General features: G+C 68.1%; 18 protein-coding genes. 11 read left to right on the top strand and 7 right to left on the bottom strand.

Features of this window, described 5'->3' with window-relative positions; genetic code table 11:
* Positions 1-11: 11 nt before the first annotated feature.
* The gene (locus FPZ11_RS08780; protein ID WP_146320104.1) at positions 12-1,643 is read left to right on the top strand and encodes a beta-N-acetylhexosaminidase; all 1,632 of its coding nucleotides are present in this window, start codon (positions 12-14) and stop codon (positions 1,641-1,643) included.
* A gap of 15 nt (positions 1,644-1,658) precedes the next feature.
* On the opposite strand, the gene FPZ11_RS08775 is transcribed toward FPZ11_RS08780, so the two are convergent.
* A complete protein-coding gene (locus FPZ11_RS08775; RefSeq protein ID WP_146320102.1) occupies positions 1,659-2,102 on the bottom strand; it encodes a YybH family protein in 444 nt (147 codons plus the stop codon).
* A gap of 193 nt (positions 2,103-2,295) precedes the next feature.
* Here FPZ11_RS08775 and FPZ11_RS08770 point away from each other — a divergent pair, with 193 nt between their 5' ends.
* The 7 genes from FPZ11_RS08770 (at position 2,296) to FPZ11_RS08740 (ending at position 10,099) form a co-directional block, all read left to right on the top strand.
* The gene (locus tag FPZ11_RS08770) at positions 2,296-3,492 is read left to right on the top strand and encodes an ROK family transcriptional regulator (protein WP_146320100.1); all 1,197 of its coding nucleotides are present in this window, start codon (positions 2,296-2,298) and stop codon (positions 3,490-3,492) included.
* A gap of 104 nt (positions 3,493-3,596) precedes the next feature.
* Positions 3,597-4,943 carry an ABC transporter substrate-binding protein gene (locus tag FPZ11_RS08765; RefSeq protein WP_246846602.1) on the top strand — a complete coding sequence of 449 codons (1,347 nt, stop codon included), beginning with the start codon at positions 3,597-3,599 and terminating at the stop codon, positions 4,941-4,943.
* Positions 4,940-5,935, top strand: a complete 996-nt coding sequence (locus FPZ11_RS08760) for a carbohydrate ABC transporter permease (protein ID WP_146320096.1) — start codon at positions 4,940-4,942, stop codon at positions 5,933-5,935. The genes FPZ11_RS08765 and FPZ11_RS08760 overlap by 4 nt, the downstream gene beginning before the upstream one ends.
* On the top strand, positions 5,932-6,819 hold the full coding sequence (locus FPZ11_RS08755; RefSeq protein ID WP_146320094.1) for a carbohydrate ABC transporter permease: 888 nt from the start codon (positions 5,932-5,934) through the stop codon (positions 6,817-6,819). Before FPZ11_RS08760 ends, FPZ11_RS08755 begins: the two co-directional genes overlap by 4 nt.
* A 3-nt stretch (positions 6,820-6,822) precedes the next feature.
* Entirely contained in the window at positions 6,823-8,094 is a 1,272-nt protein-coding gene (locus FPZ11_RS08750; RefSeq protein WP_146320092.1) for a 6-phospho-beta-glucosidase, read from the top strand.
* The gene (locus FPZ11_RS08745; protein ID WP_210415994.1) at positions 8,082-9,101 is read left to right on the top strand and encodes an N-acetylglucosamine kinase; all 1,020 of its coding nucleotides are present in this window, start codon (positions 8,082-8,084) and stop codon (positions 9,099-9,101) included. The genes FPZ11_RS08750 and FPZ11_RS08745 overlap by 13 nt, the downstream gene beginning before the upstream one ends.
* Positions 9,083-10,099, top strand: a complete 1,017-nt coding sequence (locus tag FPZ11_RS08740; RefSeq protein WP_210415993.1) for a ricin-type beta-trefoil lectin domain protein — start codon at positions 9,083-9,085, stop codon at positions 10,097-10,099. Before FPZ11_RS08745 ends, FPZ11_RS08740 begins: the two co-directional genes overlap by 19 nt.
* 18 nt (positions 10,100-10,117) lie before the next feature.
* On the opposite strand, the gene FPZ11_RS08735 is transcribed toward FPZ11_RS08740, so the two are convergent.
* The 6 genes from FPZ11_RS08735 to FPZ11_RS08710 form a co-directional block, all read right to left on the bottom strand.
* A complete protein-coding gene (locus tag FPZ11_RS08735; RefSeq protein WP_146320090.1) occupies positions 10,118-10,960 on the bottom strand; it encodes an SDR family oxidoreductase in 843 nt (280 codons plus the stop codon).
* A 42-nt stretch (positions 10,961-11,002) separates the two neighbouring features.
* Positions 11,003-11,770 (bottom strand): enoyl-CoA hydratase/isomerase family protein, encoded by a 768-nt coding sequence (locus tag FPZ11_RS08730; protein WP_146320088.1) that lies wholly within the window; start codon positions 11,768-11,770, stop codon positions 11,003-11,005.
* 383 nt (positions 11,771-12,153) lie between these two features.
* Positions 12,154-13,059 (bottom strand): carbohydrate ABC transporter permease, encoded by a 906-nt coding sequence (locus FPZ11_RS08725; protein WP_146320086.1) that lies wholly within the window; start codon positions 13,057-13,059, stop codon positions 12,154-12,156.
* Positions 13,056-14,030 carry a carbohydrate ABC transporter permease gene (locus FPZ11_RS08720; RefSeq protein ID WP_146320084.1) on the bottom strand — a complete coding sequence of 325 codons (975 nt, stop codon included), beginning with the start codon at positions 14,028-14,030 and terminating at the stop codon, positions 13,056-13,058. The genes FPZ11_RS08725 and FPZ11_RS08720 overlap by 4 nt, the downstream gene beginning before the upstream one ends.
* 88 nt (positions 14,031-14,118) lie before the next feature.
* Positions 14,119-15,456, bottom strand: coding sequence for an extracellular solute-binding protein (locus FPZ11_RS08715; protein ID WP_146320083.1), 1,338 nt, complete (start codon positions 15,454-15,456; stop codon positions 14,119-14,121).
* A gap of 163 nt (positions 15,457-15,619) precedes the next feature.
* Entirely contained in the window at positions 15,620-16,732 is a 1,113-nt protein-coding gene (locus tag FPZ11_RS08710; RefSeq protein WP_146320081.1) for an ROK family transcriptional regulator, read from the bottom strand.
* A gap of 194 nt (positions 16,733-16,926) precedes the next feature.
* On the opposite strand from FPZ11_RS08710, the gene FPZ11_RS08705 reads away from it, so the two are divergent.
* From FPZ11_RS08705 to nagB, 3 genes are read left to right on the top strand one after another with little or no spacing between them, the layout of a single operon-like run.
* Positions 16,927-18,525 carry a glycoside hydrolase family 3 protein gene (locus FPZ11_RS08705; protein ID WP_246846601.1) on the top strand — a complete coding sequence of 533 codons (1,599 nt, stop codon included), beginning with the start codon at positions 16,927-16,929 and terminating at the stop codon, positions 18,523-18,525.
* Positions 18,522-19,448, top strand: coding sequence for an ROK family protein (locus FPZ11_RS08700; RefSeq protein ID WP_146320079.1), 927 nt, complete (start codon positions 18,522-18,524; stop codon positions 19,446-19,448). Before FPZ11_RS08705 ends, FPZ11_RS08700 begins: the two co-directional genes overlap by 4 nt.
* 46 nt (positions 19,449-19,494) lie before the next feature.
* Entirely contained in the window at positions 19,495-20,274 is a 780-nt protein-coding gene (nagB, locus tag FPZ11_RS08695) for a glucosamine-6-phosphate deaminase (protein WP_146320077.1), read from the top strand.
* Positions 20,275-20,324: the final 50 nt, after the last annotated feature.

Below are 20,324 nucleotides of genomic sequence, written 5' to 3'. Positions count from 1 at the left end.
GACGAGAACCCATGCTGATCCCACGACCGACCGAACTCTCCATCGGCGAGGGCGTGTTCGAGCTCACCCGCGTCACCCGCATCACGGCGCCCGCCGAGCTCGCGGGGGCGGCATCCTGGTTGCAGAACTCGCTTCGTCCCGCCACCGGGTTCCCGATCGAGACCGGCCCCGACGGCGCGATCCAGCTGGAGTGGGACCCGCAGCTGTCTCCAGAGGGCTACACGCTCGATGTCGAGCTCACGGGCATCCGCATCGCGGGCGGCGGCCCCGCCGGCGTGTTCTACGGATGCCAGGCGCTGTTGCAGCTGCTTCCCCCGCAGATCTACCGCAAGGGCCGCGTGCTCGGCGAGCAGTGGGTGGTGCCGGTGGTGAGCATCCGGGATGCTCCGCGCTTCGGCTGGCGCGGCGTCATGCTCGACGTCGCGCGGCACTTCATGCCCAAGCACGACGTCATGCGGTTCATCGACCTCATGGCCATGCACCGCCTGAACACGCTGCACCTGCACCTCACCGACGACCAGGGATGGCGCGTGGAGATCAAGCGGTACCCGCGGCTCACCGAGGTGGGATCGTGGCGCCGAGAGAGCCAGCTGGGCGGAGCATCCTATTCCCGCGGCGACTCCCGTCCGCACGGCGGCTTCTACACGCAGGACGACCTGCGCGAGATCGTCTCCTACGCCACGGATCGCGCCATCAACGTCGTGCCCGAGATCGACATGCCTGGCCACACGCAGTCGGCGATCGCCGCGTACCCCGAGCTCGGGCTCGCCAGAGAAGACAGCGAGCCGCTCGGCGTGTGGACGCGCTGGGGCATCGACGACAACGTGATCAACCTCGAGGACTCGACAGTCGAGTTCTTCACGAACGTGCTCGACGAGGTGATGGAGATCTTCCCGTCGCCGTTCATCGGCGTCGGCGGCGACGAATGCCCGAAGAACGGCTGGCGGCTCGATGAGCGCACCCAGCAGCGCAAGGCGGAGCTCGGACTGGCGAGCGAAGACGAGCTGCAGGCCTGGTTCATCGGCCGGCTCGACGACCACCTCTCCCGCAAGGGCCGCAGGCTCTACGGCTGGGACGAGATCCTCGAGGGCGGCCTCACCGGCTCCGTCAGCGCGGGTGCGACCGTCGCGTCGTGGCGCGGCATGACCGGCGCCATCACGGCGGCCAGGGCCGGTCACGACGTCGTCTCCTGCCCCGACAACCAGGTGTATCTCGACTACCGGCAGTCGGAGCGCTCCGACGAGCCCATTCCGGTGGGCACGGTGCTCACCATCGCCGATGTCTACCGCTTCGACCCGGTTCCGCCAGAGCTCACGCCTGACGAGGCGCGCCACGTGCTCGGCGGCCAGGGCAACATCTGGACCGAGCACATGGACTCGCCGCGCACCGTCGACTACTTCGCGTTCCCGCGGCTCTGCGCGCTTGCAGAGGCGCTCTGGCTCGACGGAGAGCGCGACTACGACGACTTCCTGTTCCGGCTCGACACGCACCTGCAGCGGCTGGACGCCATCGGTGTCGAATACCGGCGCTCGTCAGGTCCGCGGCCGTGGCAGGAACGCCCGGGTGTCATCGGCCGTCCCGTCACGCCTCAGCAGCGCACCGCCTACTTCAGCCCGTTGACGTCGCGCATCGAGGGCGCGTAGGCGCGCGGCCCACCGTCACGGCACGAGGTCGGTCACGCCCCTGCCCGTCGCGATGTCGAAGGGCACGGATGCCTGGTCGTGCGCGATCAGCCACGTTCCTTCTGTCCTGACCAGACAGAACGTGGCGCGCACCCACATGCCGTGCGTCACCATGCCGTTGCGCAGCGTGCCGTGGAGTCTGCCGAACGCGTGACCGAACGCCACATCGCCTCCGACCGTGACGGTCAGGTCGCACAGTTCGTAATCCACGTCGGCGAACGCGGCGAACGCTCGCTCCCAGTTGGCCAGCTTCGCCGCGACACCGACGTGCTGCAGGGGCGGCTCCACGTCGAACGACACGACATCGGGGGAGTACAGCGCCGCCAGCGCCGTGATGTCCTTCGAGCGGATGCCCGTGACGATCCGCTCGAGCTGCCGTCTGATGGCCTCGTCGTCTCGTGCCGTCGCGTTCGTGCCCATGTCGGCCGCTCCTTCCCCTCGCGTCGTCTCGCACGCCGTGCTTCTTCGGCTCCGCTGCCGCTCACAACGATCGACGTCGTGGCGCGCCGCGATGTCAGGTGATCTGCCGACGGATTCAATAAACTCTCTTTACTGTTAGGAGTCTTTACTGATACCTTCACTCCGTACTCGTTCCGACGAAGGGATGACACGGATGCCGCGCAGCACGCGCCCCACCGCACCGGGCACTCCGGCATGGCTCCGCACGCGCAACGATCGCGAGGCGCTCGCGCTCCTGCTCGAGCACGGTGAGCTCACGCGGCTGCAGCTCGGCGAGCTCACGGGCCTCTCGAAGCCCACCGCCTCGCAGATGGTGCATCGGCTCGCAGCTGCCGGCGTGATCAAGGAGACCGGAGAGGTCTCGGCCGGCAGAGGGCCCAATGCCGTGAGCTACGGCGTGCAGCTCGACGTCGCGCTCGGTGTGGCGGTCGACATCGAGGAGCGTCTGCTGACCGCCACCGTGGTCGACGTCAGCGGCGCTGAGCGCGAGGTGGTCGAACTCGAGCTGCCGGCGAGAGGCGCGCGACGGTCGGCGACGGGCGACGTGCGAGCGGCCATCGATGCCGCGTGCGCAGCTGCCGGCGCCGACGTCGACAGCGTGACGGCCGTCTGCATCGGCGTGCAGGGAGCCGTGGACCCGAGAACGGACGCGCTGCGTTTCACGGACACGCTTCCCGGCTGGCAGCGCCGCAACGTGCGCGCGGGCCTCGAACACGAGCTCGGACTCGCCGTCACCATCGAGAACGACGTCAATCTGGCCGCGGTCGCCGAGCGAACGCGCGGCGCTGCGGCAGGAGCCGGCGGCTTCGGGCTGCTCTGGCTGGGCAAGGGCCTGGGGTTCGCCCTCGACCTCGCAGGAGTGGTGCAGCCCGGGACGAGCGGCGGCGCGGGCGAAATCGGCTACCTGCCCGTGCCGCGCGAGGCGGCATCCCTCGATCCGGCCGCGCGCGACCTGCAGGACCTCATCGGCGGAGGGCCCCTCGTGCGGCTCGCCAGACGGTTCGGCGCCGCCGGCCGCGGCTACTCCGCGACGATCGATCGGCTGACGACCTCCACCGAGGCGAGAGCCGAGGTCGTCGCAGAGCTCGCACCTCGTGTGGCGCTCGGCATCATCCCCGTGCTCGCCCTGCTCGATCCCGAGCAGATCGTGCTCGGCGGCCCCACAGGTGCGATGGGGGGCGCGGAGCTCGCCACGGCGGTCGCCGCGCACGTGAGGCGCACCACCGGGTGGAATCCCCGCGTCGTGCCCACGGGCATCCCGAGGCATGCCGTGCTGTTCGGCGCGTGCGAGCGTCTCGCCGGTGCGCTGCAAGACCAGCTCTTCGATCGGATCGAACGATTGTCCCCATGAACCTCGTGGCGGTGGTCCTGCCGCCACGAAGAAACGGTGGCCGCCGAAGAACCCTGCCAGGCATCGCAGGCGGCCACCGCTCCCACAACCAGAAAGGCTACCCAGTGATAACTCGATTCACGCGGCGTCTCGCCGTCACCGCTGCGGTGGCGGTGGGCGCGCTGGCGCTCGCCGGATGCTCAGGGCAGAGCAGCGATCAAAGCGTCGCCTCCGAGGCGCCGTCACATCTGAGCGGCACCGTCTCGCTCTGGCACTTCTTCACCGACCGCGAGGCCAAGGTCGTCCAGTCGGTCGTCGACGACTTCGAGAAGAAGTATCCCGACGTGAAGGTGGTCGTGCACAGCGGACAGGACGACGACAAGCTCACCAAGGCGATCGCGGCGGGCAAAGACATCGACGTCGGAATCTCCTACTCCACCGACATCGTCGGCAGCTTCTGCTCGTCCGGCGCTTTCCGTGACCTCACTCCCTACATCAAGCGGGACAAGATCGATCTGAGCCAGTTCCCGGAGACGGTGCGCTCCTACACCGAGTTCGACGGGAAGCGCTGCACGATGCCGATGCTCGCCGACACATATGGGCTCTACTACAACAAGGACATCCTGAAGAAGTTCGGGTACACCGAGCCGCCGAAGACCTTGTCGCAGCTCGAGTCGATGGCGCTGAAGATGACGACGTACAACGCCGACGGCTCCATCAAGACGCTCGGCTTCAATCCGTTCATGGGCTGGGCCGAGAACGCCGCTGCGCACTACGGACCGGCGGCGGGCGCGCAGTGGCTCACGGCCGACGGCAAATCGGCGGTCGGAACCTCGCCGGGCTGGCCCGAGCTCATGAACTGGCAGAAGGGCTTCGTCGACAAGATCGGCTACGACAAGCTGAACGCCTTCAGCTCGGGGCTCGGCCAGGAGTTCTCCTCCAACTACGCGTTCCAGACCGGACAGGTCGCCATGGTGCTCGACGGTGAGTGGCGAACGGCGTTCATCAAGTCCCAGAAGCCGGGAATGGACTACGGCACGGCCCCGTTCCCGACCGCCGATGACCACACCGATCTCTTCGGAGGCGGGTACATCACCGGCAACATCGCGGGCATCGCGAAGGGATCGAAGAACCCCGAGCTCGCGTGGGCTCTGCTGAAGTACCTCACCACCGACACCAGTGCCGTGGTGAAGCTGGCGAACGGGCTCCGCAACGTCCCGACCACGCAGGATGCCCTGACCTCGCCCGATCTCTCCCTCGGCGACACCTTCACCACGTTCCTCAACGTGATGAAGAGCCCCCACTCCGACACCACGCCGCCCAGTCCCGTCGGAGCCGGATACCAGCAGACGTTCAACGACTTCTGGACCAAGTTCCAGTCGGGCAAGGGCGGCGATCTGAAGGCCGGCCTCAAGAACGTCGACAAGCAGATCAACGATGCGATCTCCCCTCTCGACGGGGCCGTGAGATGACAGCTCCCGCCATTGCGCGGGGCGCAGCGGGGCGGGCGGTCGACACCACCCGTCCCCGGCGCCGCCGCACCTCGCTTCGTCGTCGGCTCACCATCGCCGCGTTCATCGCTCCGTCGGTGCTCGGTCTCGTGATCTTCTTCGCGTACCCGCTGCTCGCGAGCATCTACTACTCGTTTACGAACTTCAATCTGGTCTCGGCTCCCCAGTGGATCGGGCTGCGCAATTACACCTATCTCTTCACCGAAGACCCGCTGATCGTCACGGCCACGCTGAACACGCTGTGGTTCGTGGCCATCCTCGTGCCGGTTCGCATCGTCACGGCGATGGGAGTCGCGGGTCTGCTGGCCAGGGCCAAACGGGCGTCCGGATTCTGGCGCACCCTGTTCTACCTGCCGGCGCTCGTGCCTCCGGTGGCGAGCGTGGTGGCCTTCGTGTTCCTCTTCAACCCGGGCACCGGACCGGTGAACCAGGTGCTCGCCTTCTTCGGCATCAAGGGTCCGCTGTGGTTCAACGATCCGGCCTGGTCGAAGCCGTCCCTTCTGCTGCTGGGCGTCTGGGTGATGGGCGATCTGATGATCATCTTCCTGGCTTCGCTGCTCGATGTGCCTGCCGACCAGTACGAGGCGGCATCCCTCGACGGAGCGAACGGCCTCCAGAAGCTCAGGTACGTGACCTACCCGAACCTCATTCCTGTGCTGGTCTTCGCCGTGATCACCGGTGTGATCGCCGCTCTGCAGTACTTCACCGAGGCGGCGGTGGCATCCAGCGTGGCCAGCGGCCAGGCCACCGTGGGCGGAAGCGCGGCCCAGGTCATCGGCTATCCGAGCGACTCTCTGCTCACCTACACCCAGTGGCTCTATGAACGCGGCTTCGCCAACTTCCAGCTCGGGTACGCCAGCGCCATGGCCGTCGTTCTGTTCGTGGTCGCCGGTCTGTTCCTGGTTCTTCTCCTCGGCCGCGTGAAGGCCTTCACCCCGGAGGGCGCGCGATGACCGCCGAGACGATGACGACGACACTGCCCGCGGATCGTCGGGCGCGGGACCGCGGGCGCCGCCCGAAGGCCATGCTGCTGTGGATCGCGGAGCACACCGTGCTCTGCGTGCTGGCGGTGCTGTTCCTGTTCCCCGTCGTGTTCGTGCTGCTGACCTCGCTGATGTCGAGCTCGCAGACGCTCACGCCGAGCCTGTGGCCCAACCCGTTCGACTGGGGAAACTACGTGCGCGCCTTCACCCAGGCGCCGCTCGCACTGTGGTTCGGCAATTCGCTGCTGTACGCCGTTCTCGCGACGGTCTTCATGCTGGTCTCGAGCGTGCCGGCGGCATACGCGCTGGCCAAGCTCAGATTCCGTGGATCGAACGTGCTGTTCGTGGCGATCATCGTCGCCATGCTCCTGCCTCCGCAGGTGACAGCGGTCCCGATCTACGTCATGTGGTCGCAGCTCGGCCTGACGGGCACGCTGTGGCCGCTGATCCTGCCGAACCTGCTCGGCGACGCCTTCTCGATCTTCCTGATGCGGCAGTTCTTCCTCACCATCCCGACGGAGTATGCGGATGCCGCGCGCATCGACGGCAACGGCGAGTTCGGCGTTCTGACGCGGGTGATCGTCCCGATGGCCAAGCCGGGAATCGCGGCCGCCGCCATCTTCATGTTCTTCAACTCGTGGAACGACTATTTCGGCCCGCTGCTCTACACGTCGGAGAACAGCGCGGCATGGCCGGTGGCATACGGTCTCGCGTCGTTCCGCAGCGTGCACGGCACCGACTGGGGCATCACCATGGCGATGACGCTGATCGTCACCATCCCTGTCGTCGTCGTGTTCTTCTTCGCCCAGCGCGTCTTCGTCGAGGGCATCACACTCACCGGCGTGAAGGGATAACACGTGAAACTGACCGTCATCGGTGGAGGCTCCACCTACACCCCCGAGCTCATCGACGGGTTCGCCCGGCTTCGCGAACAGCTGCCCATCGACGAGGTGTGGCTCGTCGACCCCGACGAAGAGAGGCTCGGCCTGGTCGGCGGCATGAGCGCCCGCATGTTCAGGGCGGCGGGACACCCCGGCCGGGTCGTTCCCACCAGCGACCTCGTCGCGGGGGTGTCCGATGCCGACGCGGTGCTCATCCAGCTCAGGGTGGGAGGGCAAGATGCCCGCAAGGGCGACGAGACCTTCCCTCACGACTGCGGATGCATCGGCCAGGAGACGACCGGGCCAGGCGGCTTCGCCAAGGCACTGCGCACCGTTCCCGTCGTGCTCAGAGTGGCCGAGGCCGTGCGCAAGCACGCCAAGCCGGATGCCTGGATCATCGACTTCACCAACCCGGTCGGCATCGTCACGCGCGCTCTCCTGAACGAGGGGCACCGCGCGGTCGGCCTGTGCAACGTGGCGATCGGGTTCCAGCGGCACTTCGCAGGCATGCTGGGCGTCGCTCCGCATGACGTGCGCCTCGGGCACGTCGGCCTCAATCACCTCACCTGGGAGCGCAGCGTCAACGTGACCGGCACGAACGGCGAGCGCGACGTCCTGCCCGAGCTCCTGAGCACCCGGGGCGCCGAGCTCGCGGAGCACACCGAGCTGCCTCCTGCCCTGCTGGAGCTCTTGCACTGCGTGCCGTCGTACTACCTGCGCTACTACTACGCGCACGACGAGGTGCTGCGCGAGCAGCTGGGAGAGCCCACCAGGGCGGAGGCCGTGCAGGAGGTGGAGCGGGCGTTGCTCGCCATCTATGCCGACGAACGAGAAGACACCAAGCCCGGCGAGCTCGAGAAGCGAGGCGGCGCGTACTACTCCGAAGCCGCTGTCGACCTCATCGCCTCGCTGAACACGAACCGCGGCGACGTTCAGGTGGTCAACCTGCGCAACGCGGGGAGCATCCCGTTCCTCCCCGATGATCACGTCATCGAGGTGCCCGCCACCGTCACGGCGAGCGGGGTGACGGCGCTCCCCGTCGAGCCGCTGCCCGTCGACCTGGCTGGACTCGTCGAGCACGTCGCAGGGTACGAGCGACTCGCTCTCGACGCCGCCGTGAACGGCGGCCGCGAGCGTGTGCTGCGCGCGATGATGGCGCATCCGCTCGTGCAGCAGTTCGAGCGGGCCGAGAAGCTCACCGATCTTCTGATCGCCGGCAACCGAGAGCACCTGCCGTGGGCGAGCTGACCGTCGAGCCCGTCTTCGTCGCGATCGACGGCGGCGGAAGCAAGACGGATGCCTACGCGGTGGCTCCCGACGGACGCGTGCTCGCGGCAGCGCACGCCGGCGGGTCGAGCCCGCAGATCATCGGCCTGGACGACGCCGTGGCGGTCATCGATGACCTCATCGACGGGCTGCTTGCACAGCTCTCGCTGCGCCGTGCCGATCGGGTGAACGCCTACCTCTCGGGGCTGGACCTTCCCGAGGAGATCGATGCATTTCGTCGGGCCGTGAGCACCAAGCGCTGGCTGCCGGCTCGCGCCGACGAGTTCGTCGCGGAGAACGACACGTTCGCCCTGCTGCGGGCCGGCACCGACGAGCGGAACGCCGTCGCCGTGGTCTGCGGCACCGGAATGAACACCGTCGGTGTGACCGAGCGAGGCGATGTGGTGCGCTTCCCGGCGCTCGGCACCATCTCCGGCGACTGGGGAGGCGGCTGGTCGCTGGGCGAGAGCGCCCTCTGGCACGCCGTGCGCGCGGCCGACGGTCGTGGCCCGGAGAGCACGCTCGTCGAGTCGATACCGGCCATGTTCGGTGTCGCCGATCTCGACGCGGTGGTCAGAGGCCTGCACTTCGGCTCGATCGACCCGAACTCGCTGTCACGGCTGGCACCCGCTGTGCTGGCGGCATCCAGGGAGGGCGACGGCATCGCCGCCGGTCTGGTCGATCGCCAGGCCGACGAGATCGTCTCCTGCGCGGTCGCCGCCCTCCGCAGGCTCGATCTCCTGGGCGTCGACGCTCCTGTCGTGCTCGGCGGCGGCGTCGTGGCCTCGGGGGATGCGCGGCTCCTCGATCGCGTGCAAGCCGGTCTCGCGGTGCGGGCCCCGAGGGGACGCATGCGTCTCGTGGTCGATCCGCCTGTGCTGGGGGCTCTGCTGCTGACCCTCGAATCGGCGGGATGCGACGCCGAGGCCGTCGAGCGGGTCGGCGCCGACTTCGGCGGCCGACGAGATGCGTGGGCGGCGGCCTCATGAAGGCCGGCCGCCCCGGGCTGGGAAGCTCCGGTGTCGTGATGATCGTCGCCACGGCCGTTGCGGTGCTGCTGGGGATCGGCGGTGTTCTCGCGGTGGTCTCGGCCCCGTCGTCGTCCACGGGCGCGAAGCAGCTGACGGCCGGGCGTCACACCGCGTTCCTCACGTTCTACGGATGGTGGGACAACACGCCGCCCGGCGGGGCCATCGCCTTCCCCGGCTTGCACCGCACGGCCGGAGGCACCGGCAGCTATGCCGATCCGATCACGCTGGCCACGTCCTCTGCCGAGCTCAGGCCGGGCAGCCGGGTCTACGTGCCGCGCGTCGGCAAGTACTTCATCGTCGAGGACTCCTGCCAGGAGTGCGGCGTCGACTACCGCGGGCAGGGCCGTGATCACACCAAGCCCGGCCCCAACGGCGGTCCGGGGCTGGTGCACTTCGACCTCTGGCTGGGCGGACGCGGGGGCAACGCGTTCGACGCCATCGACTGCGAGGATGCGCTGACCCGCTACGACGACTCGGGCCCCGTTCTCGAGCCGGTCGTCATCGATCCCGGTCCGGGTGAGCGCGTCAGCACACAGCCGCTCTTCGACGCCACGACGGGCCGTTGCTTCGGTGGAGCCAAGGCCGACTCGACGACGGGGACCTACGCGAACCGGGCCAGCGGCAACTGCCTGACCGCGGCCGGGACGACGGTCGGCTCGCCACTGTCGACCGCGCCGTGCTCAGCCGACGATGACCAGAGCCTCGTGTTCAACGGCGCCTTTCTCATGGCGCACGGACTGTGTGCACAGATCGGTTCGGACACCGCCACGAGCATCGTTCTCGAGCATTGCGACGGCGGTCCGCTGCAGCAATGGTCCGTCAACACGGACGGCACCATCACCGACATCCAGACGGGGCAGTACGCCATCTCGGATGCCGGGGGCCGGGTGATCGCCCGCAGGTTCGGCCCGGGCCCCGGCGCGAGAGACGAGTGGACGTTCCACGCCAGGCAATGATGTGCTGGGCGATCGCGCCTACAGGAAGATGTCAGGGAAGAGGTCGGCTTCTGCCACTCCCGGCGAGTACTGCGCCAGGTCGGTGACGCCCGCGTCGCGCAGCACGTCCTCGACGATGAGGGAGCGGCCGCTGAGCTCGCGCGTGGGGGCGGTCAGCACCTGGTACGCGGCATCCGCGTAGATCTCGGGGGTGCGGCTCTTGGCCAACAGTGCCTCGCCGCCGAGGATGTTGCCCACCGCCGCCGTCTTGATCGTGGTGCGCGGCCACAGCGTGTTCGCGGCGATGCCGTCGCGCGCGAACTCGGCGGCGAGCCCGAGCGTCACCATGCTCATGCCGTACTTGGCCAGCGTGTAGCCGGTGTGCGCGCCGAGCCACTTCGGGTCGAGGTTGATGGGCGGGCTGAGCGAGAGGATGTGCGGGTTGAACCCGTTCTTCAGATGGGGGACGGCCGCGCGCGACAGCATGAAGGTGCCGCGCACGTTGACGTCCTGCATCAGGTCGTAGCGCTTCGGCTCCAGGTCGAGCGTGCGCGAGAGGTTGATCACGCTGGCGTTGTTCACGACGATGTCGATGCCGCCGAACTCGGCGACGGTGGCCTCGACGGCCCGGGCGATGTCGTCGTCATTGCGCACGTCGCCCACGATCGGCAGCGCGTTGCCGCCCGCGGCGCGGATGTCGTCGGCCGCCGTGTGGATCGTGCCGGGCAGCCGCGGATCGGGCGTGTCGGTCTTCGCCAGCAACGCGACGTTCGCACCGTCGCGCGCCGCGCGCACGGCGATCGCCAGTCCGATGCCGCGACTGCCGCCCGACATCAGGATCGTGCGGCCCTCGAGCGTTCCGCTCGGCGTGTTCTCGGTCATGGTTCTCCGTTCGGTCTGTCGTGAAGCCGGCGTGAGGTCGCCTCAGCGGGTGGAGCGCGCGGCGAAGGCGGCGACGCGCGCGCGGGCATCCGGTGTGTCGAAGGCGGCGCCGATCGTGCGGGCCTCGTCGTCGAGACCGTCGGCGTAACTGCGCGCGACGCTGTCGCGCACGAGTCGCTTGGCCTGGCCATAGGCGCCGGTCGCGCCGGAGAGCCAGTGCTCGGCCACGGCACGTGCACGTGCGGCGAGCAGGTCGTCGGGCACCACCTCGGCCACGAGGCCCCATTCCTGACCCTCGACAGCGGTGAGCGAGCGGTCGGTGAGCAGGAGCTGCAGCGCCCGGCGCACGCCGACCGCCTCCGGCAGCAGGGTGCTCACGCCGCAGTCGGGTGTCAGACCGATGTCGGCGTACTTCGACACGAAGAACGCCGCCTCGCCGGCCACCACGTAGTCGGCGACGAGCATGAAGCCGAGGCCTCCGCCTGCGACGGCCCCCTGTACGGCCGCCACGATGGGCTTCGGCGTCTGCGCGAAGACGCGGTGCCCGTCGTGGATGATGTCGGCCAGCTCGCGCACGACCTCCCCGCTTCCGCCCATGGTCGCCATGGCCGCCACGTCGCCGCCGGCGCAGAACGCGGGCCCGGCGGCATCGAAGAGCACGGCGGTGATGTCATCGCGTTCGGCGACCTCCTGCGCCAGCTCGCGCCACCGCCGCGCCGCTTCGGCGTCGATGGCGTTCAGCCGCTCCGGTCGATTCAGGGTGATGTGGGCGAGGCCGTCGGAGACCTCGAAAAGGATGCCGTTGCTCATCTCGTCCGCTCTCGGTCGGTCGCGTGGCGGCGCCGCGCTGCGCTGGAAGAGGATGCGTCGCGAATGCGATCGCACGCTCGAACGTACTCCGGCCCCGGCCTTCCGCCACCTCGCATGGATGCTCGGCACAGCGCGCGTGGCGATGCAGCGCGCGGATTTGTAGGCAAACGAATTCCGCTGGCAGTCCCGCGCGTTCACGCTGGAATTCGCCGGCGGCATCCCCGCATGGACAAGGCACGTCGCGCCCCGGACACAGAAGTGCGCCGCTGTGCGGAGGATCGGCGCGACACGCCGGCCAGCCGCCTGAAGTGGCGACGTGTCGCGTCGAGTCCCCGCACAGCGGCGCGGAGCCCGTTTGGGGGTCCAGGCTCAGCTCATGGTGATCAGCCCTTCACCGCCCCGGCCGACATGCCGGAGACGAGGTTGCGCTGGATGATCACGAAGAAGATCACGACCGGCAGCGAGAACAGCACGGATGCCGCCATCAGCCCGCCGAAGTCGGTTCCGGTCGTCGGTGTGGTGAACGTGGCCAACCACACCGGCAGCGTGTACATCGACTGGTCGTTCATGAACGTGTAGGCGACCAGGTAGTCGTTCCACGCCGCGATGAACGCGAAGATGCTGCTGGCGATGATGCCCGGTGTCACGAGGGGGAACAGCACCCGCCAGAGGATCTGCCAGTTGGTCGCGCCGTCGACTCGCGCCGCCTCTTCGATCTCGACGGGGATCGCGACGAAGAAGCCGCGCATGACCCAGATGGTGAAGGGGAGCGTGGCCGCCACGTACGCGAGGATCAGACCGAAGTAGTTGTTGGTCAGACCCATCTGGTTGAACACCACGAACTGCGGGATGAGCAGGGCCGTTCCCGGCAGCATCTGCACCGCGAGCACGACCACCAGGATGAGCTTGCGGCCGCGGAAACGGAACCTCGACAGTGCGGCGGACGCCAGGGCGCCGAGCACGATCGCGAAGATCAGGGTTCCGACCACCACGATGAGGCTGTTGCGCAGGTTCACCAGGAAGGTGCTCTCCGTCGCCGCGGCGACGAAGTTCGAGAACGTCGGGTGCTGCGGGAAGAACATCGGCGTGGGGGTCATCACCTCGTAGCGAGGCTTGAACGCGGTGTTGACCATCCAGTAGACCGGGAAGACCCAGATCACGGACAGCACGATCGCGACGACGTTCGAGACGATCCGCGGACGGCGGCGACGGCGCTTGCGCGCCGCGACCGGTCGGGCAGGGACCTCCTCGAGAACGGGTGCGCCGACGGGTTCGGTGACGGTGCTCATAGTTCCTCTCCCGACTTCAGCAGGTTGCGGATGTACAGCCCGGTGAGAGCCAGCAGCATGATGGTGGCGACGACGGTGATGGCCGCTCCGGTGCCGACGTGCGTGCTCACGAACGCGGTCTTGTACGCCCAGATGCCGATCGTCGACGTGGCGTTGTTCGGGCCGCCCTGCGACACCAGCCAGATCTGGTTGAACACGTTGAAGTCCCAGATCACCGACAGGATCGTGACCAGCAGCAGAGTCGGCTTGAGGAAGCGCAGCACGATGGTCCAGTAGATGCGGGCCTCGCTCGCGCCGTCGAGACGGGCGGCCTCGATGTATGCGGGGTCGACTTGCGACTGCGCCGCGTACATGGTGAGCGCGATGAACGGCACACCGCCCCACACGATGAGAAGCCAGATGCAGGTGTAGGCGAGGAACGCGTTGTTCGCCCACGCTGCGTTCGTCATGTCGCCGAAGATGTGCAGCTGGGTGAGCATCCAGTTGACCACGCCGTAACCGGGCTGGAAGAGCCAGTTCCAGATCTGGCTGGATGCCACGGTGGGCATCGCCCACGCGAAGACGAGAACGATCGTGAGGATGTACTTCATCGTGGTGCCGAGGCGGGTGAGCAGCTGGGAGATCCCCATACCGATCGCGATGGTGCCCAGCACCATGGCCGCGGTGAAGAGGATCGTGCGGATGATGGCCCACCAGAAGTCGGGATCCGTGAAGATCGTGACGTACTGCTGGAAGCCGACGATGCTGAACTCGCCCGTGAACAGGGAGCGCTGGTCGTAGTCGGTGAACGACGTGAAGAGGAGGAACGCGATCGGCACGATCACGAGGGCGATCATCACGATCCCCGCCGGCGTCAGCAGCCAGAGCGGGAAGAAGCGTGCGGAGTTGCGGCGAGGGGACCGCGGCTGCCGCGGGGAGTCCGCGGCGACCGCAGCTTCGCCTGCAACGAGTGTTGCAGAGGGAGAGCTCATTGATCTTCCGTTATTCGAAGGGCGAATCGGATGGGAGGGTGCGCCGGCGGGCGACTCGCTCAGGGGCCGCCCGCCGGCGTGTGCTCTCTTAGTTGCCGTTCAGCGTCTTCTCGAGCGTCGCGTCGAACGACTTCGCGGCGTCGGCCGGGGTCGCCGATCCGGAAGCGATCGAGGAGAAGAACTGGTTGATGGCCTTGGTGCTCTCGATCGTGGCCCAGTTAGCCGACGACGGGGTCGACTTCGAGTTCTGGGCTGCCGTGAAGAAGCCCTTCTGGATCTCGGGCAGGGTCGGGTCCTCGATGGCCTTCTTGGCGCCCTCGACGGTGTTCGGGATCCACTTCTGCACGCCGTAGACGTACTTGTTCTGGATCGACGGGCTGGAGGCGATCTTGGTCCACACCAGAGCGAGCTGCGAGTTCTTGCTCTTCACCGGGATGCTCCAGACCGAGCCACCGAGCATGACGGGCTGGTTCTTGCCCGAGGTGCCGGGGAAGGGGAACGAACCGAGGTCGTCGGTCGTCAGGCTCTTGTTGTCGGTCGTGATCGAGCCGATCTCCCAGCCGTTGCCGAGGATGGCGCCGGCCTTGCCGTCAGCGAAGACCTGGTCCTGGTCCGGCTTGTCGGTGTCGAGGGTGCGAGCCGAGGCCACGGAGTAGGCGTTCTCGAACTTCTTGAAGTCGTTCAGGCCCTTCTGCGCGGCGTCGGAAGAGAAGCCGCCCTTCCAGGTCTTGCCGCTCTGCGTGGCGATCTGTCCGCCGGCATCCCACACGAACTGCGTGCCCGCGTACCAGTTCTGGCCGGGCAGGTAGAACGCCGAGAAGTCGGCCTTCGACGCGTTGGCCGCCTTGACCTTGTCGAGGTCGGCGGTGAGCTCGTCGTAGGTGGTCGGAGCCTCTGTCACGCCTGCTGCGGCCCAGATCTTCTTGTTGTAGATGACGGCGCGGGTGCCGGCGAACGAGGGAACGCCGTAGAGCTTGCCGTTGACGGTCGCCGGGTCGACGAGGCCGCCGAGCCAGGTGCCACCCTGCTCGAGGTCGCTCTTGTACTTGGTGAGGTCGAGAAGACCGCCGTTGGCCGCGTAGCCGGCGACCTGGGTGTTTCCGATGTCGATCACGTCGGGCGGGGTGGAGGTGGAGAGGGCCGTCGTCACCTTGGGGCCGATGCCGTCCCACTGCTGCATCTGCACCTTGACCTTGGCGCCGGTCTGCTTCGTGAACTCCTTGTTGATGGCGTTCAGAGTGTCGGTGCTCAGGTCACCGTTCATCTCCCAGACCGTGAGGGTCTTGCCCTTGCCGTCGACCTTGCCGATGCTCGAGCTGTTGTTGTTGTCGCCCGAGGAGCCCGATCCGGTGCCGGAACAGGCGCTCAGCGCCAGCGCTGCGGCGATGCCGACGGCACCGACCGCGAGAATGCGTGACTTGCGCAATTTATCTCCTAGTGTTGTTGAGCGCGGGCGTTCCGCGTCCTTAGTGAGGGAGTGACGTCCGCGCAACAGCACGGACTCGGGGGAGCGATCGTCGACACGAGGTCGCGGCCGCCGACTGGGGTCTGAGCCCAGACGTCTGTGGCTAGGGGCTGGGGGTGCCTCATCACGACACCCCCAGTTCCGCTGAGAGCACGAACACGGCGGTGCCGAGAAGCACCAGGTCGTCGCTGTCTCGTGCGATGCGCACCGTGGGGCCGTCGCCCACGGTGGTGAGGATGCGCGCGCGCACCGTGTCGAGGGCCGCATCGACGAACGGGCCCTCGAGCAGGTCCTGCGGGCCGGCGAGCACCAGGTCGTCGAGTCCGAGGGCCGCGATGATCGGAGCCAGCGCGAGGCCGAGCGAGTGACCGGCATCGGCGAGCACGGCGTCGCGCTTGTCGGCGCCGGCGTCGCGGATCCGGTCGCGAAGGTGAGGGACGGCGATGGCCTGCTCGAGGCATCCCCTCCGGCCGCAGGCGCAGCGCTCGCCGTTCTCGTCGACGACGAGGTGGCCGATCTCGCCCGCTGTGGAATGGATGCCCTCGATCAGCATGTCGCCGATGATGAGCCCGGCGCCGACACCGTGCTCGATGGCGACGAGCATGAAGCTCGAACCGGACTCCTGGAAGGTGCGCACCGCGAGAGCGGCGCCGTTGGCGTCGTTGCCGACGTGCACGGGCACGGAGAACTCGGTGCGGAACGCGGCGGCGAGGTCGAGGCCCCGCCAGTCGAGGTTGGGGGCGGCGAGCACGACGCCTTCCGAGTCGACGATGCCCGGGGTACCCACACCGATGCCCAGGAGCCGGGCGGTGGTGCGCTTCACCAGATCGCCGGCGAGGTCGAGGGCCTTGCGCAGCGCTGCCTCCCCGGTGGCGTTCTCGAGCGGCACTTCGGCGCGATGCACGATCTTGCCGTCGATGGCGATGATCGCTCCGACGAAGCGGTCGTCCGGCGACAGGTCGAGGCTGACCACGTGGTAGGCGTTCTCGTTGAGGCCGATGAGCTTGGCGGGCTTGCCGACGTGGGCCCCGGTGCGGGTGCCCAGCTCGTTGATGAGCCCTTCGGAGGCGAGGTCGTTCACGAGGTCGGAGACGGTCACCCTCGTGAGTCCGGACTCGCGTGCCAGATCCGCACGGCTCATGGGGCCGTCGTGAAGGAGCGTCTGCAGGAGGAGGGAGCGATTGTGCTGACGATTGTGTTCTGGCAACGCCTTCGACGTCACGCGCAACTGCGCCATGTGCTCACCTCGATTCGTGCGTCTTTGCGCTTTCTGGGTCACTACCCAACGGTTTGTTAGTGAACCTGCCTTACAAACAGCTTGTCAAGTTGGAGTGAGTAAAGAATTGATAACGCCCCGAAAAACAGGTCTCGGCTGGAGGCCCACGAAGGAGGGTTTGCGAGGGCAGGTGTTCGTAAGCTTTACTAACAAACATGTCTGAGCCAGAGACGCCTCCGCGCGCTCCCGCCGTCGTGCCGGAGCCGACCATCGACATGAACGACCCGGATGCGAGAAACCGCGCCATCTCCGCGACCCTGCTCCCCGGTTTCGTCGGTACGAGCGTTCCGGACGCGCTGCGCACACGTTTCGAGAACGGTCTCGGCGGCGTCTGCATCTTCGGCTACAACATCGAATCCGCGCAGCAGCTCGAGCAGCTGAACGACGACATCCTCAGCGTGGCTCCGCTCGCCGTGATCGCCATCGACGAGGAGGGCGGCGATGTCACCCGGCTCAATTACGCCGACGGCTCGCCGTACCCCGGCAACGCCGTTCTGGGCAGGCTCGACGAGACCGAGCTGACCGAGAAGGTCGGCAACTCCGTGGGGTTCGCGCTGCGTCGCACCTCGTGCACCCTCGACTTCGCGCCCGACATCGACGTCAACTCCAACCCCGACAACCCGGTGATCGGCGTGCGCAGCTTCGGCAGCGACACCGCGCTCGTGGCGCGTCACGGCGCCGCGGCAACCAGGGGCATCCAGTCGGCGGGCATCGCGGCCTGCGCGAAGCATTTTCCCGGCCACGGCGACACCGCGCTCGACTCGCACCTCGCCCTGCCCGTCATCGACCGGTCGCTCGACGAGCTGCGCGAGCGCGAGCTCGTGCCGTTCCGCGCCGCGATCGAAGCCGGTGTGCTGAGCATCATGACCTCGCACATCGTGCTGCCCAAGGTGGACCCGGATGCGCCGGCCACCTTCTCGCCGCGCATCCTGCAGGGCCTGCTGCGCGACGAGCTCGGATTCGACGGCGTCATCGTCACCGATGCCCTCGACATGAAGGGTGCGAGCGGCGAGACCGGCATCCCCGAGGCCGCCGTGCGTGCACTGCGGGCGGGTTGCGATCTGCTCTGCATCGGCAGCGAGACCACCGACGAGCTCGTCGGTGAGGTCATCGCGGCCATCGATGCCGCGATCACAGCCGGACGGTTGAGCGCCGAACGCGTCGCGGATGCCGCCGGTCGGGTGCGTGCCCTGGCGCGCCGCCTCGAACGGCTGCGCAGCGACATCCGCGCTCTCCCCGCGACCCAGACGGGTGCGCCCGTCGGCATCGAGCGCTCCCAGGAGGCCTTCGACGTGCGCGATGGCGCGCTCGACGCGCTGCGCGGGGACCGGCCGTTCGCCGTCGTGCGGATCGAGACCCAGGCGAATATCGCCGTCGGCGTGGCACCGTGGGGGCCGTTCGCGCAGACCGCGGCGGACCCGGACGCCGCCGACTCGCGTGCCTGGGCGGAGCATCCCGAGCACATCGTGGCGGAGGTCGACGCCGGGCAGGACGCCGTGCTCGGCGGGATTCTGGCAGAGGTTCCGGAGGGATTCCCCGTCGTGGTGATCGGCAAGGCGGTGCACCGCTACCCGTTCGCGCGTCGCGTGGTCGACACGTTGCGGGCGAACCGACCGACGGTCGTCGTCGACATGGGTTGGCCGTCCGACGATCGTGCCTACGCCGACGTCGCGACCTTCGGCGCCTCTCGGCTGTTGGGCCGTGCGCTGATGGATCTGCTCGACCGTACTGCCGCCTCCGGAGACGAGCGGTGAGGCTCGGACTCGACATCGGAGGCACCAAGATCGATGCCGTCGTGCTCGATGACGACGGGGGAGTGCGGGCGCACGTGCGCATCCCGACGGGCACGGGCCCCGAGGCGGTCGTCACATCCGCCGAGCGTGCGGTGCGCGAAGTCGTGATCCAGGACGGCTCGGAGCTCGACGACATCCAGACCATCGGCGTCGGCATTCCGGGCATGGTCGACACGGAGACAGGGCACGTTCACCACGCCGTCAACCTGGGCGTGGCCGACCTGGCGCTCGCCGATGTGCTCGGCGAACGGGTCGGCGCTCGGGTGCGCGTGGAGAACGATGTGAAGGCGGCCTCCCTGGGCGCCTACCACCTGCTCCAGCTCGACGGGGCCGCGGCACTGCTCAACCTGGGCACCGGCATGGCAGCCGGAGTCGTCGTGAACGGTGTGCTCTGGCGCGGTGCCCGTGGAGGTGCCGGCGAGATCGGGCACATTCCGTTCGATCCGTTCGGCGCCGTGTGCAGCTGCGGTCAGCGCGGATGCCTCGAGACCGTCGCGAGCGGATCGGGCCTGGCCAGGATGTGGCCGTCCTCCGCTCCGCTGCCCGCGCTCGAACTCTTCGACGCCGCGGACGCAGGCGACCCGCGCGCCCTGCAGGTGCGACGGACGATCGCGGCGGGCGTGGCATCCGCGCTCCGGGTGCTCGTGCTGACCGTCGATGTCGAACTCGTCGTGATCGGCGGCGGACTGAGCAATCTCGGGGACCGCCTGCTCGCTCCGGTGCGCGAGGTGCTCACCGAGTGGGAGCACGACTCGGCGTTCCTGCGATCGCTCGAACTCGGCGAGCGGGTGCGCATGCTTCCCCCGCATCTGTCGGCAGCAGCGGTCGGCGCAGCGCTGATCGGCTCGACGGAGACGCTCGACGCGGTGGAACCCGTCGCCTGACTCCGCAAGACTGAGTACAGAACCTTAAGCCCGAGGAGGCATTCGCGTGGAAGTCGTCATCAAGCAGACCGCCGACGAGGTGGGAGCGCTGGCCGCCGAACTGATCGGTCGTGTCGTGGAATCCAAGCCGCGCGCGGTGATCGGCCTCGCGACGGGATCGTCGCCGCTGGCGATCTATGCCGACCTGGCACGACGTGTGGCAGACGGCACCCTCGACTTCGACGGGGTGCGCGGCTTCGCCCTCGACGAGTACGTGGGCATCCCCGAGGAGCACCCGCAGAGCTACGCGTCGGTGATCCGCACGGAGGTGGTGGAGCCGCTGCGCATGGATCCGACGCTCGTGCGTGTGCCCGACGGCCGCGCCATCGACATCGAGGTCGCATGCCGCGACTACGAGCAGGCGATCGCGGATGCCGGTGGCATCGACGTGCAGATCCTCGGCATCGGCGCCAACGGGCACATCGGCTTCAACGAGCCGACGTCATCGTTCGCGTCCCGCACCCGCATCAAGACACTCGCGCCCACGACGCGGGCCGACAACGCCCGCTTCTTCGACTCGCTCGACGAGGTGCCCACGCACTGCGTCACCCAGGGACTCGGAACGATCATGAACGCGCGCAGGCTCGTGCTCGTCGCCCAGGGCGCAGGCAAGGCGGATGCCATCGCCGCGGCCGTCGAGGGCCCCGTCTCGAGCATGTGCCCGGCATCCGTGCTGCAGTTCCACGAGCATGCGACCGTCATCATCGACGAGGCGGCGGCGAGCAAGCTCAGGCTCGCCGACTACTACACCTACACGTACGACAACAAGCCGTCTTGGCAGCTGTGACCCTTCGGGTCGCCGCTGCCAAGCGGGCTTCTAGGACCCCACGCATCCAC

The organism is Humibacter ginsenosidimutans (genome assembly GCF_007859675.1).
GTDB classification, from domain to species: domain Bacteria; phylum Actinomycetota; class Actinomycetes; order Actinomycetales; family Microbacteriaceae; genus Humibacter; species Humibacter ginsenosidimutans.
This window is presented reverse-complemented; position numbering and strand designations above follow the sequence as displayed.